Genomic DNA, 15,973 nt, shown 5'->3' with positions numbered 1-15,973 from the left:
CCGATCAGCCGACGGCGAGCACGACTTTCCTGCCGGGCGGGAGCGACTCGGCAGCCCGGTGCGCCTCCCACACCTCGGTGAGCGGGTGAAGGACGGGCTCGGCGATCGTCACGGAGCCTGAGGCGGCGTCCGCCAGCAACGACGACAGCATCCGGCGATAGGCGTTTCGCTGCGTCGAGACGTACAGCGGAGCGCTGCACACCCGCTCCCAGCGGTGTCGCCCGGCGATCGCAGCACCGCGGAGGGCGTCGGCCCGCTCGTGCCCCGGCCTGCCGGCGAACGCGGTGCGGACCAGGGTGCCGCCCGCCGCGAGAACCTCGCGGACCCGGGGGGATCCCGTGTGGTCGATGGCCGCATCCACCGCTCCCCCCGCCGCGGCGCGGACCAGCGCAGGCCAGTCGTCCGCAGTGTGATCGACCACCGGGATGCCGAACGCGCGCACCCGGTCCGCCGTTCGCGCGGAGGCGGTGCCGACGACGGTCCGTCCGGAGCGCTGGGCCAGCTGCACCGCGAGCGAGCCGACGGCGCCGGATGCACCCTGCACGAGCACGCGGCGGGCCGGACCCGCGAGCTCTAGAGCGTGCGCGGCCGTCACGCCGTCGAGCGGGAGGACAGCGGCCACTGCCGGGTCCATGCCCTGCGGAACCGCCACGAGCAGGGTCGGCGCGACGGTGAGGAACGTGGTGTGGGAACCCATCCGCGGCAGAACGCCGGCGACCGTCGCACCTTCGCGCAAGCCCAGCGCGACGGACACGGCCGACTCCGTCATCAGTTCACCGACGAAGTCGTACCCCGTCACGAATCCCGGCGCGGGCTGGAGGACGTACCCGCCCCGCCGGGCGAGCAGGTCGGTCGCCCCGAGCGACGCGTGGGTCACCCGGACGATGACGTCGTTGCCGCGCGGCGGGCGCAACGGCTCGCGGGCCAGCACCATCGCGGTCGGGTCCCCGAAACGGGAGACCCGGGCGACGAGCCGTGAAGGGGAGTCGCCGGTGATGTCTCTCATCGGGCGATCAGCCGGCGCGCCGCTGCAGCAGCGCAGCGCGTTCGGGGTGCGCTTCGAACCAGTCGGCCACGTACCAGCACATCGGGACGATGTGCCGGGAACCGTCCTTCTCTATCTCGTCGACGGCGTACTCGACCAGCTGAGCCGCGTACCCCTTGCCGCGGCGGTGCGGGACGGTGAAGGCCCGCGTCAGCGAGATCGAGCTGCCCAGGATGCTGTAGTCGAGCACCCCCACCAACTCGCCGTCGATGTGCATCGCGAAGCGGCTCGCATCCTTCTGATCACTGAACTCGGTGGCCATGCGCCCATGGTACGTCCGCTGGGTCCCAGAGGAAGCGGAGTAGTCTGAGCCCGTGGGAACCCGACCCGCACCCGAGGGCTCCCGCGCAGTTCCGCGACCGAGGTCACAGCAGACCAGGCCGCCGGCGGCGCCCGCCGACCGTGCGACGTGACGACCCTGGAGTCCCACCGTGACGTTCGACGCTCCGTCGCCCACCCTCGCCCCCCCTTACCAGGCCCTCCTCGAGCAGGTGCCGATCGGCGAGCACTCCGTCATCGAGGCCGAGACCGTGGCCTACGAGCACGAGGGCCTACCGCTTGAGGGCTACCTGGCCCGAGACGCGCAGGCGGATGAGCGACGTCCGGCGGTTCTCATCCTTCACGACTGGTACGGCGTCGCCGACAACGTCCGGATGCGCGCGCAGATGCTCGCCCGGAGCGGGTATGTCGCCTTCGCGGCCGACCTGTACGGCGCCGGCGTCCGGCCCACCGGCGACGCGGCGCCGGCGGAGGCCGGAAAGTACTACCGCGACCTGCAACTGCTGCGCGCGCGGGCCGCTGCCGGCTTCAGCTGGCTGCAGCAGCAGCCCAGCGTCGACCCGGCGCGGCTGGCGGTGATCGGCTACTGCTTCGGCGGAACCGCCGCCGTGGAGTTCGCGCGCACCGGTGCGCCGGTGCGCGGGGTGGTCTCCTTCCACGGCGGGCTGATCGCCCACGACCCGTCGGACGCGGCGCAGATCGCCGGGTCGTTGCTGGTGCTGACGGGCGGCTCGGACCCTGTCGTCCCCGACGAGGCGGTCGTCGCCTTCGAGAAGGAGCTCCGCGAGGCACCGCACGTCGACTGGCAGGTGACCACGTACTCCGGGGCCCCGCACGCGTTCACCATCCCCGGCACCGACCGTTACCGGCCGATCGCCGACGCGCGCAGTTGGCGCGCGCTGGTGTGCTTCCTGGACGAAGTGTTCCGGTGATGGAGGAGCCGCGCTGATGGAGCATCCCTTGCTGTTCGACGACGACGACCCGTTGGTCTCGCGCGTGCGGGCGCTGGCCCTGCGCCTCCCGGAGGCGGTGGAGACGCTCAACCACGGCCGTCCCTCGTGGAAGGCGGGCGAGAGCGGCCGCGCCTTCGCCGTCCTCGGAGCCGCCATGGATCGCACCGATACCCTCGTCTTCAAGCCCGATCCGGCGGAGGCGCCCGCCTGACGGGAGGACTCACGCGTGTTCGTCCCGAAGTACTGGGGACCGAGCGGGTGGCTCGCCATCGAACTGGACCGATCGGCCGCGGACTGGTCGGAGACGGCCGAGCTGATCGAAACCTCGTACCGTCAGGTCGCTCTGCGTCGCCAATTGGCGGTCTTGGATGGGGTCATGTAGGCTCTTATCCGGTCCGTTTGGATCATGCGCCACTAGCTCAACGGATAGAGCATCTGACTACGGATCAGAAGGTTGGGGGTTCGAATCCCTCGTGGCGCACTGTGTCCGAGAGACGCGCTGTGTCTGACAGACGCATACTGGTTGAGACAGTAGAAGAAGCCCCGCCTGAAAGGCGGGGCTTTTTTGCGCCCGGGCTCTTTCACGCCCCCGCGCCGAGCGACTGCGGCAGTTCGGAACGTGTGCGGCCGGTCGCGCAGCAGCAAACGTTCCGAAGGGGCGCACTCACGAAGCGGACGACGTCGACGGCGCCGGCGAGGCGGCCGCGGACGGCTCGCCGGCCGTCCGCCCGCCGCGGCGGCTGAGGACGGCGACGCACACGACGATCGCCGCCAGCAGCGCGATACTCACCGGGCCCGTGCCCAGCGCGAGTCCGCCGCGCGCGTGGGAGACCGCGAGACCGTCGGAGACGGACGCACCGAAGGGCCGGGTGAGCACGTAGGCCGACCAGAACGCCGCCGTCGCCCCGAGCCCCCACCAGCGGTAGGCGATGCCCGGGATGGCGAACAGGATGCCGAACACCAGCGCCGACGCGAAATAGCCGAGTCCGAAGGTCACCGCGGTCAGGTCTCCGAGCGCGGTGCCGAGGGCGAAGGTCATCAGGACAGCGCACCAGTAGAAGAACTGACGGGCACGGGAGTCGATCCGATGCACCGAGAGGGTTCGTTGCGTCGCGTACCAGACCACGAATACGGCCGCGAGCGCCACAGCGAGCACGACGGTCGACACGAGGTACGGGATGCCGAGCTCGACGTGGAGCACATCGGCCACCATCGTTCCGAATACCGCCACCATGAGCACCGCCGACCAATACACCCACGGGATGTACCGCCGCACCGCGAACTGCAGCACGAGCGCCGCGGCGAAGAGCAGGAAAGCACCGCCGACGGCGACGACGGGGTCGATTGTCTTGACCAGGTAGTCGGAGGCGGTCTCCCCCATGGCTGTCGTCAGCAGCTTGGTCACCCAGAACAGGGCGGTGACGGCAGGCACGGTATTGCGCATGCCCCCAAGCATCCCGGACCGGCGTGCCGTCAGCCTGGGCGACCGTGGCGAACGGCTGAGAGGCCTCAGAGGAACTAGCGGCCGCGGGCGGCGTGAGGGGTGAGTGCGTGCTGCAGCGCGAGGGTCGCTGCTCCTCCCGCGGCCGCATCCAGCCCCGGGTCCGCCAGCTCGATGACGACCGGGTGGATGGCACGCGTGCGGGCGAACCGCTCGACGTACTCGCGGATCTCGCGCACGTACACGGCACCGGCGTCGGCGAAGCCCGGACCTGCGAGCACGATGCGTTCGAGGTCGAGCACGTTCACGATCGAGAGCACCGCCGCGGCGACGTACCGCGCCGACCGCTTGATCAGCTCGCAGCAGCGCGGCTCGCCCTGCGCTGCCGCGCGCGCGATCGCCTCGAAGTCGGCGCGGAAGCGCTGCGGGTCGCCCGTGAGCTGCAGTTGATCGGTGAGGGCGTCGTCCTCCAGCGCCGCGGCGACCACGGCCCGGGGCGCTGCCAGCATCTCCAGGCACCCGCGCGCGCCGCACCAGCACTGCGGGCCGTCGATGTCGATCACCATGTGGCCGATCTCACCGACATTCGAGGACGCCCCGCGAGCGACGCTCCCTCCGGCCATGATGCCGAGGCCGAAACCGTTCGAGAGGTAGAGCGTGGCGAAGTCCTGCGTCGCCGGCACCCGGCCGGCCCAGTACTGACCGAGCGCCGCGCACGCAGCGTCGTTGTCGCGCACGACGGGGAGCCCGATCCGGGGCTCCAGCGCCTTGTTCAGCGCGAACGACTCCCACTCGGTGGAGGTGATCGAGAGCCGCTCGGCCCCTGCGCCCAGGTCGAGACCGGCCCCGGCGACGCCGACTCCCACGACGGATTCGAGCGCGATGTCGAGTTGCACGAGGAGCTGCCCCAGCTCGCGGGCGATGCGCACCACATCCTCGCTCGGCCCGGCCTCCTCGATGCCCGGCGACACCAGGCGACCGATCACGTTGCCGGCCAGGTCGGTGACGACGTAGGTCAGTCGACCCGCGTCGAGAGAAAGCCCGACCGCGTAGCGGCCTCTCGTGTTCAGTTCGAGCAGGCTGCTCCGCTTTCCGCCGGTCGACTCGCTGAAGCCGGTCTCGATGACCAGGCCCTCCTCGATCAGCGTCTTCACCACGCGGGTGATCGAGGTCGCGGTCAGGCCCGAGCGTTCGGCGAGCTCGGTGCGCGTGACCGTCCCGCCCGAACGGACCATGTCCAGGATGGCGCTCCGGGTGTTCGCGGACGACGGCCCCAGCCGCCGCCCCGGGTTCACGTCGTCTCCCGGACGACGACGACCGGTTCCGGTGCTGCGACCGCCGGCATGTCGTCGTCGTGGATGGCCGCGAGCGCGGCGGTACCGAGCAGCGCGCCGATCTCACGCCCGTGCCGGTCGATGGCGGTGATCGGGCGACTGGCGCTCTGGCAGACCAGCGAGTCGCTCCAGCAGATCAGGGCGACCGCGTCCGGCACGGGGATGCCGTGCTCCTGCAGGGCGTCCAGCGCCGCGACGGCGTCGTGGTCGGTGTCGAAGATCAGCGCGGTCGGGCTCCCCGCAGAGCTCTCGGCGCCGACCCGCACGGCGGCCTCGACGACGTCGATCGTCTGCACCGTCTCGATCGTGCGGTCCCCGGTTCCGGCGTCGCCGACGAGGGGTTCCGGTACCGGCTGACTGGTGACGTACACCCACCGTCGGGCCGGATGCGCGTCCAGGTACGAGACGAGAGCACGCGAAGCTGCGGCCGCGTCCACCGTCACCGCCGGGTAGTCCACATCGACCGCGACCGGCGCGAGGGCGACGAACGGCATGTCGATCTGGCGGAGCAGGCGGATCCGGGGGTCTGCCTCCGCCGCGCCCAGAAGGATGACACCGGCGATGCCTCCCACGCGAGCCCAGAGGCGGTACGTCTTCAGCTCCGACTCCTCGTCGTCGACCGAGCGCGTGATGAAGCGCATCCCGGCGGTGAGCAGCGGCCCGGCGATGGCGCGGACGATCGCGGAGGTGACGGTGTCATCGTGGCCGTGCCCGTGTCGGATCACCACGCCGATCGAGGCGGAAGCATCAGTCAACGCACCACACCCCCTTCCTTCTGCGCAGGACCCAGAATAGGCAGTCTGCCGGATTCACTGGCGCCGCCACGACTCCAGCCGTCACTTGATCGCGCCCGCGGCCATCCCGCGCTCGAACTGACGCTGCAACGCGATGTACGCGATGATCGTCGGAATCGCGGTGATGACCGACGCGGCGAGGATTTTCGGAGTGTCGTCGTTGTACTGCCGGCGGAAGAACTCCGGCAGCTGGGTGACCACTCCCATCCCGTCGTCGATGAGGAACACCTTGGGCAGCAGGTACGAGTTCCAGGCATAGATCAGAACGAGCACCATGAGTGCAACGGCGATCGGGCGGGACAGGGGAACGAGGATCGACCAGAACACCCTCCAGGTGCTGGCGCCGTCGATCCGCGCGGCCTCGAACATTGCGTCCGGGATGCCGTCGACGTACCCGCGGGCGATCAGCACCGTGAATGGGATCTGCAGTGCCGCGATCGGAAGGATCACCGACCAATAGGTCCCGAGCAGTCCCAGCTTGACCGCCGTCGTGTAGAGCGGAGCGATGAGCACCACCTCGGGCAGCGTCAGCGCGGCCATCATGAGCCAGAAGTACACTTCCTTGCCCCGCACCCGCAGCTTCGAGAAGCCGAAGGCGGCCGCCAGGGTCGCCACATAGACGATCACGATGGAGGCGACAGCGATGATGATCGTGTTCACGAAGAACTTCGAGAAGCCGGGCACCTGCACCACCGCGAGGTAGTTGCCCCAGCCCTGGCCCTCGAAACTGGTCTGCAGCATCGCGATCAGCGGTATCACGAACGGAACCACTGCGACGGTCAGGATCAGCTGGAGCAGGATGCGCGCGCGGCGCGATCGGGTCTCAAACATCTGCGGCCTCCTTGCGGCGCGGCTTGGTGCGGGTGAGGCGTTCGCGCCCTCTCAACTGCATGAAGACGGACACCGCGACCGCGATCAGCAGCACCAGGATCGACAGGGCGGAGGCGTAGCCCAGGTTCCGGTCGGTACTCGCGGTCTCTCCGTAGATCATGGTGCCGAGGAACTCGGACGAGTGCGCCGGGCCGCCCTGCGTGATCAGCCACGGGTTGTCGAACAGCTTGAGTGCCGTGATGAAGTTCAGGATGGCCAGAGACACGATGATCGGCTTCAGGCTCGGGAGAACGATGGAGAAGAGCACGCGGAGGTTGCCCGCGCCGTCGAGACGCCCGGCCTCGAGGAGCTCGGGGTCGATCTGCGACATGCCCGCGTACAGGAGGATGAAGCCGTAGCCGATCGCGCCCCAGCATCCGACCAGGGTCACGACCAGCAGCGACGTGGTGGACTGGCCGATCCACGGCTGCTGCAGTGCCGACAGGCCGAAGAAGCCCAGGATGCTGTTGACGGTGCCGTCGCTCTGCCAGACCTGGATCTGGGCCGGCGCCAGTGTGGCCGGTGCGACCACGACCGGGATGACGACGAGGACCTTGTAGACGTTGGCGAACCGCACCTTCGAATGCATGGCCGCAGCGAACAGCATCCCGCCGACCACCTGGACGACGAAGACGACGACGAAGTAGACGAGCGTGTTGCGGAGCGAGGTCCAGAGAACCGGGTCGCTCAGTGCGGTGATGTAGTTGCCCAGGCCGACCGGCGTCATCAGCGCCCGGCCGCCCGGCCAGGAGAAGAACGACAGGTACCCCGAGTAGATGATGCTGTAGTAGATCAGGCCGACCGAGATGGCGAACGCGGGGAGGATCCAGCGGAAGCCCCCGGGGAGGAGGCGGGCGCGCCGCTTGGGGCGCCCGCCTCCCCGCACCACCGGTGCGAGTCGGTCGGATCCGGTCTCAAGATCCGTGACGGTCATGAGTGCGTCGATCCGTTCTTATCGCGTTGGGTTGTTACTTCGTGCCGACCTTGCTGGCGACGGATGCCGCCTGCTGGTCGTCGGCGATGTCCTTGATCGACTTGTTCACCGAGGGGTCGAGCACCTGCTGGATGGCGACCACGATCGCGTCGAGCGACTTCTCCGTGGTCTGCCACTGGCGCGACTCGGTGGTGTCACCGCTGTCCTTGATCAGGGTCTCGATGGCGGGACGCTGCACGGAGTCGTTCACCAACGTGATGTTCGACCAGTCGGGCGTGGTGCCCTTGAGAGCGGGCAGCAGGTCGAGTGCGTTGGCGACGTTCTGCTGGCCGGTCTTCTTCATCGTCATCCACGCCACGAAGGTCTTCGCCGGGCCGATGTTCTTCGAGCCGGAGTTGATCGCCAGACCGTAGTCGGCCTCACCGAAGAACGTGCTCTTGTTGCCCTTGCCGGCGACGTCCGGGAACTGCGCGGGCAGCTGGACGAAGCACGTCGGGTTGGTGACGCCTGCGGCCTCCATCGAGGTCTTGCAGGACTCGGCGCCCGCGTACTGCGTGTACCAGAAGCCCATCTGGACCATGGCCGCGTCGCCCTTCATGAACTCGTTGTTCGCGAGCGGGTACTGGGGGCCGTCGAGGGCGTTCTTGGCGATGATGCCGTCGTCCTTCATCTTCTTGATGATCTCGAGCACCTTCTGGCCCTGCTCGTCGTTCCACTTCGCCTTGCCGGTCGCGGCCTTGATGAAGAAGCCGGGGTCCACGGTGTTGGCGATCGAGTGGTACATCTCGGTCGGGAAGGTGTCCTTGCCACCGGCACCCATGGTGAAGCAGGTCTTGCCGATCGCGGTGACCTTCTTGCAGGTGTCCACCCACGACGCGTAATCGGTCGGCATCTTCGCGCCGGCCTTGTCGAGGATGTCCTTGTTGTACCAGAGGAAACCGGCCGACATTCCGCCGAGCGGGAGCGAGACGAAGCGGCCGTCGGAGCTGGTCAGCTGCTTGACGTAGTCGCCGCCGATCTTGTCCTTCCAGCCGTCACCGAGGGTGTCCTTGGCGAGGGAAGTGAGGTCGAGGGCGTAGGGCCCCCAGGTGTCGGGCGAGCCGCCGGCGGGCGACAGGTCGAACACGTCGGGTCCCTTGCCGGAATCGAGGGCCGGCGTGATCGTGTTGCGGTAGTCGACGTTCTCGAAGTTCTTGTACGTGACCGTGATGTCCGGGTAGTCCTTGTTGAACTCGGCGATGTACTTCTGGGCCACCGGGGTGTCGGGGGTGTAGCCCCACCAGGTGACGCTCCCGGATTTGGCCGGCTTGACGTCCGAGCTCTGGTCGCCGGACGAGCCGGTGCAGCCTGTGATCGCCAGCGCGGCGGCCGCAGCCACCGCTGCCGCGGATAGGAACCGCGTACGAATCATGTGAATCCTCCACCTCGTTGTGTGCTGTTCGTCGTGCATGGCGGCGCACGTTCGGGGTGAGCCTACACACGCTCTTCCGTCGGATGCAATAGTTCGAACCTTTTTGTCACAAACTGGCGCATCGGGCTGTAGTGTTGCGTCTACTCCCGCTTTCTAACTGCGGATGCGCTTAGTTGCATACGTTGAGATAGTTGGTTACTGTGGCCCTCGCCCGGCTGCTGGGCGCCACTTCAGCGTAGAAAGGACCCCCCGTTGGCCATTGAATCCGTGCTCCTCAACGTGAGCGACATCGAACGTTCTGTCGATTTCTACCGCCGTCATTTCGACGCCGTCGTCATCTCATCCGACGCCGACGCCGCCGAGCTCGACCTCGTCACCGCCCGGCTGCTGCTGACGCGCGTCGACGCGCCCGCCGAATCCACCTGGGTCGGCGACGACCTGCAGCGCGGGTTCCGCCACGTCGGCTTCAAGGTCTCCGACCTCGATGCCCGCGTCGCCGCTCTGCACGACGCCGGCGTCCCGTTCCACCTCGAGCCCATCCACGCCGAAGGGGATGTCCGCATCACCTTCTTCTACGACCCGGACGGCACTCTCCTCGAACTCGTGGAGGGCCCGCTGCAGTATCACGAGGTCTACGACCGCGACGCGGTCGAGCAGGACTGGGGCCTCGGCGACCCGGAGCGCCCGCGCTTCGATCACGTCGCCGAGACAGTCGACGACCTGGACACGACCAAGGAGCACTACGCGAAGCTCGGCTACGACCTGATGTCGGGCATCCACCAGCCGAGCGACAACCGCGGCTTCGAGATCAACTTCCTCCGTCACGGCGACAGCTCGCTCGAGATCTTCACCTACGAGCGTGCGGAGAAGGCGCAGCGCGCTCCACAGCTCGACGCGCCCGGCTTCGTCGCCGTCGGCTTCGGCGGACACGGTGAAACCGCATCGGCTCCGGGCGAGAAGGTCGGCGCCGTCGCAGGGCGCGAGGTCTACAGCGGACCCGACGGGCTGCTGTACGTGCTCGCGGACGCATGACCGCGACCACGCCGCTCCGGCCGCTCGGCGGGACGGGTATCGCCGTCAGCCGGGTGACCCTCGGCGGTGCACCCCTCGGCAGTATGCCGGAGAACTTCGGGCATGAGGTCGCCGAGGCCGACGCCATCGAGCTGGTGCAGGATGTGCTCCGCAGCGGCATCCGCACCATCGACACCTCGAACGGGTACTCCGACGGCCGCAGCGAGGAGCGCATCGGCCGGGCGATCGCCGCGTTCGGCGGCCTGCCCGACGACGTCACCGTCATCACCAAGACCGACCAGCGCGACGGCGACTACAGCGGCGAGCGCGTGCGCCGCTCGCTCGCCGAGAGCGCCGAGCGGCTCGGGATCCGTCCCCTGCCGCTCGTGCACCTCCACGACCCGGAGTTCCGCGACTTCGACGCGATGACCGGCCCCGATGGTGCGGTGGAAGCGCTGCTCCAGGCGAAGGAGCGCGGCGAGGTTGGCCACATCGGCCTCGCCGGCGGTGACGTCCGGGTGATGCGGCGCTACCTGGACCTCGGTGTCTTCGAGGTCCTCCTGGTACACAACCGGTGGACCCTGGTGGACCGCAGCGCGGGCGCGCTGCTCGACCGCGCGGCCGACCTCGGGGTCGGCGTCGTCAACGCGGCCGTTCTGGGCGGCGGCATCCTCGCCGACGAGTCCGGGCGCAAGACCGACTACGGCTACCGGCCGGCGAGCCAGGAGACGCTGGAGGCGATCACCCGGATGCGGGACGTGTGCCGCCGGTGGGACACCACCCTGGCCGCCGCCGCGCTGCGCTTCTCGACCCGCGATGAACGGTTCGCGAGCACGATCGTCGGGATCAGCAAGCCGGGGCGCATCCCGCAGACCCTGGACGCCGCGGCGCTCGACCGGCCGCAGGAGTTCTGGGACGAACTGGAGTCACTCGTCCCCGCCCCCACGAACTGGCTCGACGCCGACCACTGACCACCGACAACAATTCCTGAAAGCCGAGGCACCCATGCCACTCGTCCGAATCGACATGCATACTCCTCTCGCCGACCTGCGTGCGCAGATGAGCGAGGCCATCAACTCCGCGCTGGCGGACGGTTGGGGCATGCCGGCCGACGACCTGTTCCAGATCTTCCAGCTGCACGAGCAGGGCGACCTGTTCTACAGCCGGACCTTCCCGGAAGCGGACCGCACCGACATCGTCTTCATCAGCATCCTGGCGTACAACGGGTACTCTCCCGAAGTGAAGCAGCGCGGCGCCGAGCTCATCGTCGAGCGGCTCGGCGCGCTCGGCATCAAGCGCGACAACATCCTCATCTCCCTCTACGAGAACGGCGACGGCGACTGGCTCGCCCCGTCCAAGGAGCAGTGACCATGCAGAGAAGCGACCTTCCCGACGGCTTCATCGTCGGAACCGCGACCGCCTCCTACCAGATCGAAGGTGCGACCCGTGAAGACGGCCGTGGCGAGAGCATCTGGGATGCCTTCGCGCGCGTTCCCGGCGCGATCGCCGACGGCAGCACCGGCGACGTCGCCGATGACCACTACCACCGCTGGCCGGAGGACGTCGCACTGATGTCGGACCTCGGCTTCGACGCGTACCGGTTCTCGATCGCGTGGCCGCGCATCCAGGCCGATGGCACCGGCGCGCCCAACCGCGCCGGCCTCGACTTCTACCGCCGCCTGGCGGAGTCGCTGCTCGAGCGTGGCGTGACCCCGTGGGCGACCCTGTACCACTGGGACCTGCCCCAGGCGCTGGAGGACCGCGGCGGCTGGCTCGACCGCGACACCGCCCGTCGGTTCGCCGACTACGCCGCCATCGTGGCGGAGGAACTCGGCGACGTCGTCAACGACTGGATCACGCTGAACGAGCCGTGGTGCTCAGCGTTCCTCGGCTACGGCAGCGGCCACCACGCGCCCGGCAAGACCGTCGGTTCCCGCTCGGCGCACGCCGCGCACCACCTGCTGCTCGGCCACGGCCACGCGGTGGAGGCGCTGCGCGCGACCCTTCCGTCGGCGCGCGTCGGAACGACGCTCAACCTGTACTCGGTCCGTCCCGCCGGCGACTCGGAGGCGGATGCGGACGCCGCCCGCCGGATCGACGGCCTCAGCAACCGCTTGTTCCTGGATCCGGTGCTGAAGGGCTCCTACCCGGCCGACGTGCTGGACGACCTGGGCGAGACCGAGTGGTTCGGCGAGAACGCGACCGATGACGACCTGCGCCGCATCTCCGCACCGATCGACTTCCTGGGCATCAACTACTACAGCCGTCACACGGTGACGTCGGGCTCGTCGCCCGTTGCCGGCGCTCCGGCGAGCGCGTACCCGGGCAGCGAGCACGTGCGTTTCGTGAAAACGGGCGCACCGGTCACCCAGATGGGCTGGGAGATCCACCCCGACGGGATGGTCGACGTGATCCGCCAGGCCAACGAGCTGGCTCCGGGGCTCCCGCTCTACATCACCGAGAATGGTGCCGCCTACCCCGACCGCGTCGACGCGGACGGCGAGATCGACGACCCACAGCGCGCCGAATACCTGGAGGCGCACTTCGAGGCGGCCCGGGATGCCGTGGCTGAGGGACTTCCGCTGCAGGGATACTTCATCTGGTCGCTCATGGACAACTGGGAATGGGCGTGGGGCTACTCCCGCCGCTTCGGCATCGTCCACGTCGACTACGAGACGCAGAAGCGCACGCCGAAACGCAGCGCGCACTGGGTGAGGGCGTTCCTCCAGGACGCGGTCCCCGCCTCCCGGGTCTGACCGTCCAGTTGACGCAACACGCCGTCCGCCGTCCGGCGGTCACGGCGTGTTGCGTCAACCCGTTGCACGCCGGTCGGAATTCCGGACGCGCGATCAGCTGCGGCGGACGATCGGTCGGGCGACGCGAGGCGCCGACGAGCAGGCTGGAATCATGAGTCTCGACACCTTCCCGTCATCCGATACCGCCTCCGTACCGGCGACCTCCGGAATCGCGCGACGCGCATCGTGGGGCGGAGTAGTCGCTCTGATGGTGGGCGTGTTCGCCCTCGTGACGAGCGAGTTCCTGCCCGCCAGCCTGCTGTCCCCGATCGCCTCCGGCCTGCACGTGAGCGAGGGGACGGCGGGACAGGCGGTCACGGCGACGGCACTCATCGGCGTGATCGCGGGACCGGCGATCGGTCCCCTGTTCCCACGCCTCGACCGGCGCATCCTGCTGGTCGCGCTGGCCGTGCTCGCCGCCGTTTCCAACCTGCTCGTCGCCATCGCGCCGCAGTTCTGGCTGCTGCTGGTCGCGCGGGTGCTGCTCGGGATCGCGATCTCCGGGTTCTGGTCGATGGCTGTGGCGGTGGCCGCCCAGCTGGTTCCGGCCGAGCACCTCGGCCGAGCCATGATGATCGTCAACACCGGAGTGTCTCTCGCGACCGTGGTCGCCGTGCCGCTGGGCGCCTTCCTCGGAGCGGTGTGGGGGTGGCGTGCCGTTTTCGTGCTCGTCGCCGCGATGTCCGTCGCCGCGGCTGTGGCGCAGATCCTGCTCCTTCCGAAGGTCGCGCCCGCCGAGGGATCCGGCGTCCGCACTCTTCTGGCGGCCCTCCGCTCGCCGGTGATGATCGTGGGCCTGCTCGGGATCGCCCTGCTCGCGGGTGGTCACTTCGCCGGGTTCACCTACATTCGCCTCGGAGCGGCGGACATCCCGGGGCTGACCGCCGGAGGGCTGGCTGTCCTCCTGGCGGCGTACGGCATCGGAGGCTTCGCCGGCAACATCGTGGCCGGCGTGGTCGCAGACCGCCGCCTGCGAACGGCGCTGGTCGTGATGCCCGCAGTACTCGGGGCCGCGGTGACAGTGTTCGCCCTGCTGCCCGATCAGGTTCCTCTGGCATTCGCCGCCGTCGTGCTGTGGGGCTTCGCCTTCGGCGGCGTTCCCACGCTGGTGCAGACGTGGGCGGCCCGCGTGGAGCCGGAGCGGATGGAGGCGGCGGGCGGACTCGTCGTCGCAGCGTTCCAACTGGCGATCGCGCTGGGTGCCGCCGCGGGCGGGCTGCTGGTCGACGGCGCCGGAGTGAAGGAGGCTCTGGTGGCCGGCGGGATCGTCGCCGTGCTCGGCGGCGTCCTTCTGGGAACCGCTCGCCGTCGCGAATCGGCCTAAGCGCTGAGGGCGGGGGCGGGGGCAGGGGCGGCCGAGCGCGCCGACTCGCCCCTACGCCAGGCCGCAGGGCTCACGCCGGTGACCCGGCGGAACGCGCGGCTGAATGCGACATCCGACCCGTAACCCAGGCGATGCGCCACCTCGCCGATACTGACCCCCTCATCCCGAAGCAGCTCAGCGGCCTGCTCCACCCGCACCGTCGCGAGGTAGCGGCTGGGCGAGTCCCCGACGAGCTCGCGGAAGCGCTCCGCGAACACCGTGCGGGAGGCGCTGGCGACGCGGGCGAGTCGATCCACCGTCCACGGCTCCCCCGGCGCCTCGCGCATCGCGGCGACGGCGCGCGCGATGTGCGGGTCGCGCACGCTGACGAGCCACTGGTCGGAGGCGCAGCCGTTCTCCACCCAGGACCGTACGGCGGCGGTGGCGATGATCGTCGCGATACGGCTCGCCATCAGGCAGTTCCCCGCGCGCATCCCGCCGAACTCGAGGCCGAGTGTCTGGATGAGCGGACCCATGTGCGGCTCGCGCACGACGAAGCCGCACGCGGTGAGCGACGCCGGGAGGGCGGAGGCGAGCGGAAGGCCCGGCACGGTCGCCGCGTCCAGCTCCCCGGAGGCGACGACGGAGTCGCGCTCCGCACGGATCCGGTGCGCCTCCGACTGCGGCAGCATCAAGAAGTCACCCGCCTCGAGCCGCAGTGGCGCCGCTCCGCCGGTCAGTTGTACCGAGCCGGAGACCACGTAGTGGAACCGAATGCGTCCGCCCGCGACGGAGACCGCTGTCCCGGCGGCGAGCTCGCGCTGTTCGAAGTCGAGGAGCGTCCACTCGAGGCGCGCCAGGACGCGCTCCAGATCGTCCGCTGCGGCACGCGTCAGCGTGGAAAAGGGCGCCTCTGTCATGGCAGAGGGAACAGCGGGGCGACGAGTGCCATTCCCGTCGCCTCGCTGTTCTGCTCCATTGCCTCGCGGACCGTGCAGGCAGTAGCGTGCGGCTGGATCGGCTCGCCGGTGAGCCGGGAAGGCAGGCTCCCATGTTGGTCACGGGTTCGTCGCAGGAGGGGTTCGACGAGGCGCTGCAGGACGCCATCTCGCAGCAGCCGACGCAGGGCGATGTGCCCCGGCGCTATGAAATCGTGCGGACCTGGGTGGATACCGGCGGCATCGCCGGCACCTGGTATCGCTGCGACGTGGCGGTCACCGGGCCGGACGTCCCTGACTCCGACCAGGGCTGAGGCGTCCGCTACCGCCGCAGCACGCTCGGGCGCGGAAGATCGAGCTCCTCGAGGAGGTCGCCGAGCATCCGGTCGAGTTCGAATCCCGCCTGGGTGATCTTGTTGCTGCCGAAGCTGCCGAGACTGCTGCTCGGCTGGTCGACGCTCAGCACCGTGCCGCCCGCGCGGCTGGCGTGGAGTTCGACACGGATCGGGGTGTACAGCAGAGCGCCCGGGTCGTGCCGGAACATCCGCGCCGCGGTTGCGTAGTCGCCGATCAGGTAGACAGCGCTCGGGATGTCCGCGCCGCCGACGCGCATCACCGGCGTCGGGTGGTCGGTCCAGAACCGGACGAACCGGTGGATGCCGGGGCCTGCGGTCTCGAGGGTGAGCCGCCGCCATTCCGCGCCCTGCGCGAGCAGTTCGCGCACACGGGCCGCGTCGACGGGCGGGACCTCGGCCTCGAACGCGCGGCGGAGCGTCCCGAAGGCGACCGCCGCCTCCACCTCGATCCGGTTCACCGGGACGGGGACGATGCGCTCGGACGCGGGGAGGGCCATCGGTCCATTCTC

At 69.4% G+C, this 15,973-nt stretch carries 19 protein-coding genes and 1 tRNA gene; 10 read left to right on the top strand and 10 right to left on the bottom strand.

Translation table 11 applies throughout. The features are described 5' to 3' along the window. Window positions 1–4: 4 nt before the first annotated feature. Window positions 5–1,006: a quinone oxidoreductase family protein gene (locus tag AB4Y74_RS00520; protein WP_441797161.1), complete on the bottom strand. Its 1,002-nt coding sequence runs from the start codon at window positions 1,004–1,006 to the stop codon at window positions 5–7. 7 nt (window positions 1,007–1,013) lie between these two features. Then, window positions 1,014–1,307, bottom strand: a complete 294-nt coding sequence (locus AB4Y74_RS00515) for a GNAT family N-acetyltransferase (RefSeq protein WP_441797160.1) — start codon at window positions 1,305–1,307, stop codon at window positions 1,014–1,016. Between the two features lie 169 nt (window positions 1,308–1,476). Here AB4Y74_RS00515 and AB4Y74_RS00510 point away from each other — a divergent pair, with 169 nt between their 5' ends. The 4 genes from AB4Y74_RS00510 to AB4Y74_RS00495 all read left to right on the top strand — a co-directional run bounded on the left by AB4Y74_RS00510 (window position 1,477) and on the right by AB4Y74_RS00495 (window position 2,758). Next, window positions 1,477–2,256: a dienelactone hydrolase family protein gene (locus AB4Y74_RS00510; RefSeq protein ID WP_441797159.1), complete on the top strand. Its 780-nt coding sequence runs from the start codon at window positions 1,477–1,479 to the stop codon at window positions 2,254–2,256. Window positions 2,257–2,272: 16 nt separating this feature from the next. After that, a complete protein-coding gene (locus AB4Y74_RS00505) occupies window positions 2,273–2,488 on the top strand; it encodes a hypothetical protein (protein WP_441797158.1) in 216 nt (71 codons plus the stop codon). 15 nt (window positions 2,489–2,503) lie between these two features. After that, window positions 2,504–2,659 (top strand): hypothetical protein, encoded by a 156-nt coding sequence (locus AB4Y74_RS00500; protein WP_441797157.1) that lies wholly within the window; start codon window positions 2,504–2,506, stop codon window positions 2,657–2,659. A gap of 26 nt (window positions 2,660–2,685) precedes the next feature. Next, window positions 2,686–2,758, top strand: a tRNA-Arg gene (locus AB4Y74_RS00495). Window positions 2,759–2,941: 183 nt separating this feature from the next. On the opposite strand, the gene AB4Y74_RS00490 is transcribed toward AB4Y74_RS00495, so the two are convergent. The 6 genes from AB4Y74_RS00490 to AB4Y74_RS00465 all read right to left on the bottom strand — a co-directional run bounded on the left by AB4Y74_RS00490 (window position 2,942) and on the right by AB4Y74_RS00465 (window position 9,061). Next, window positions 2,942–3,721 (bottom strand): COG4705 family protein, encoded by a 780-nt coding sequence (locus tag AB4Y74_RS00490; protein WP_441797156.1) that lies wholly within the window; start codon window positions 3,719–3,721, stop codon window positions 2,942–2,944. 74 nt (window positions 3,722–3,795) lie between these two features. Beyond that, window positions 3,796–5,013, bottom strand: coding sequence for an ROK family transcriptional regulator (locus AB4Y74_RS00485; protein WP_441797155.1), 1,218 nt, complete (start codon window positions 5,011–5,013; stop codon window positions 3,796–3,798). Beyond that, entirely contained in the window at window positions 5,010–5,807 is a 798-nt protein-coding gene (locus AB4Y74_RS00480) for a substrate-binding domain-containing protein (RefSeq protein ID WP_441797154.1), read from the bottom strand. Before AB4Y74_RS00480 ends, AB4Y74_RS00485 begins: the two co-directional genes overlap by 4 nt. An 81-nt stretch (window positions 5,808–5,888) precedes the next feature. Beyond that, window positions 5,889–6,677, bottom strand: coding sequence for a carbohydrate ABC transporter permease (locus tag AB4Y74_RS00475; protein WP_441797153.1), 789 nt, complete (start codon window positions 6,675–6,677; stop codon window positions 5,889–5,891). Beyond that, the gene (locus tag AB4Y74_RS00470; protein ID WP_441797152.1) at window positions 6,670–7,650 is read right to left on the bottom strand and encodes a carbohydrate ABC transporter permease; all 981 of its coding nucleotides are present in this window, start codon (window positions 7,648–7,650) and stop codon (window positions 6,670–6,672) included. Before AB4Y74_RS00470 ends, AB4Y74_RS00475 begins: the two co-directional genes overlap by 8 nt. Window positions 7,651–7,684: 34 nt before the next feature. After that, window positions 7,685–9,061 carry an ABC transporter substrate-binding protein gene (locus AB4Y74_RS00465; protein ID WP_441797151.1) on the bottom strand — a complete coding sequence of 459 codons (1,377 nt, stop codon included), beginning with the start codon at window positions 9,059–9,061 and terminating at the stop codon, window positions 7,685–7,687. A gap of 252 nt (window positions 9,062–9,313) precedes the next feature. Here AB4Y74_RS00465 and AB4Y74_RS00460 point away from each other — a divergent pair, with 252 nt between their 5' ends. The 5 genes from AB4Y74_RS00460 (at window position 9,314) to AB4Y74_RS00440 (ending at window position 14,191) form a co-directional block, all read left to right on the top strand. Further along, window positions 9,314–10,093 (top strand): VOC family protein, encoded by a 780-nt coding sequence (locus AB4Y74_RS00460; RefSeq protein WP_441797150.1) that lies wholly within the window; start codon window positions 9,314–9,316, stop codon window positions 10,091–10,093. Next, window positions 10,090–11,043 (top strand): aldo/keto reductase, encoded by a 954-nt coding sequence (locus AB4Y74_RS00455; protein ID WP_441797149.1) that lies wholly within the window; start codon window positions 10,090–10,092, stop codon window positions 11,041–11,043. Before AB4Y74_RS00460 ends, AB4Y74_RS00455 begins: the two co-directional genes overlap by 4 nt. Window positions 11,044–11,077: 34 nt before the next feature. Beyond that, window positions 11,078–11,440, top strand: coding sequence for a tautomerase family protein (locus AB4Y74_RS00450; RefSeq protein WP_441797148.1), 363 nt, complete (start codon window positions 11,078–11,080; stop codon window positions 11,438–11,440). Window positions 11,441–11,442: 2 nt separating this feature from the next. Next, window positions 11,443–12,828 carry a GH1 family beta-glucosidase gene (locus AB4Y74_RS00445; protein ID WP_441797147.1) on the top strand — a complete coding sequence of 462 codons (1,386 nt, stop codon included), beginning with the start codon at window positions 11,443–11,445 and terminating at the stop codon, window positions 12,826–12,828. A gap of 151 nt (window positions 12,829–12,979) precedes the next feature. Then, window positions 12,980–14,191: an MFS transporter gene (locus AB4Y74_RS00440; protein WP_441797146.1), complete on the top strand. Its 1,212-nt coding sequence runs from the start codon at window positions 12,980–12,982 to the stop codon at window positions 14,189–14,191. Here the strand turns inward: AB4Y74_RS00440 and AB4Y74_RS00435 are convergent. Beyond that, on the bottom strand, window positions 14,188–15,090 hold the full coding sequence (locus AB4Y74_RS00435) for a helix-turn-helix domain-containing protein (protein ID WP_441797145.1): 903 nt from the start codon (window positions 15,088–15,090) through the stop codon (window positions 14,188–14,190). The genes AB4Y74_RS00440 and AB4Y74_RS00435 overlap by 4 nt on opposite strands. A 131-nt stretch (window positions 15,091–15,221) precedes the next feature. Between AB4Y74_RS00435 and AB4Y74_RS00430 the strand changes: the two genes are divergently transcribed. After that, complete coding sequence (locus AB4Y74_RS00430) at window positions 15,222–15,422, top strand: hypothetical protein (protein WP_441797144.1); 201 nt, start codon at window positions 15,222–15,224, stop codon at window positions 15,420–15,422. An 8-nt stretch (window positions 15,423–15,430) separates the two neighbouring features. On the opposite strand, the gene AB4Y74_RS00425 is transcribed toward AB4Y74_RS00430, so the two are convergent. Then, window positions 15,431–15,961, bottom strand: coding sequence for a hypothetical protein (locus AB4Y74_RS00425; RefSeq protein WP_441797143.1), 531 nt, complete (start codon window positions 15,959–15,961; stop codon window positions 15,431–15,433). Between the last annotated feature and the right edge of the window lie 12 nt (window positions 15,962–15,973).

The organism is Leifsonia sp. RAF41, from assembly GCF_052114085.1.
Classification (GTDB): domain Bacteria; phylum Actinomycetota; class Actinomycetes; order Actinomycetales; family Microbacteriaceae; genus Leifsonia.
The sequence above is the reverse complement of the archived record's forward strand: the minus strand, read 5'-3'. Positions and strand labels throughout refer to the sequence as shown.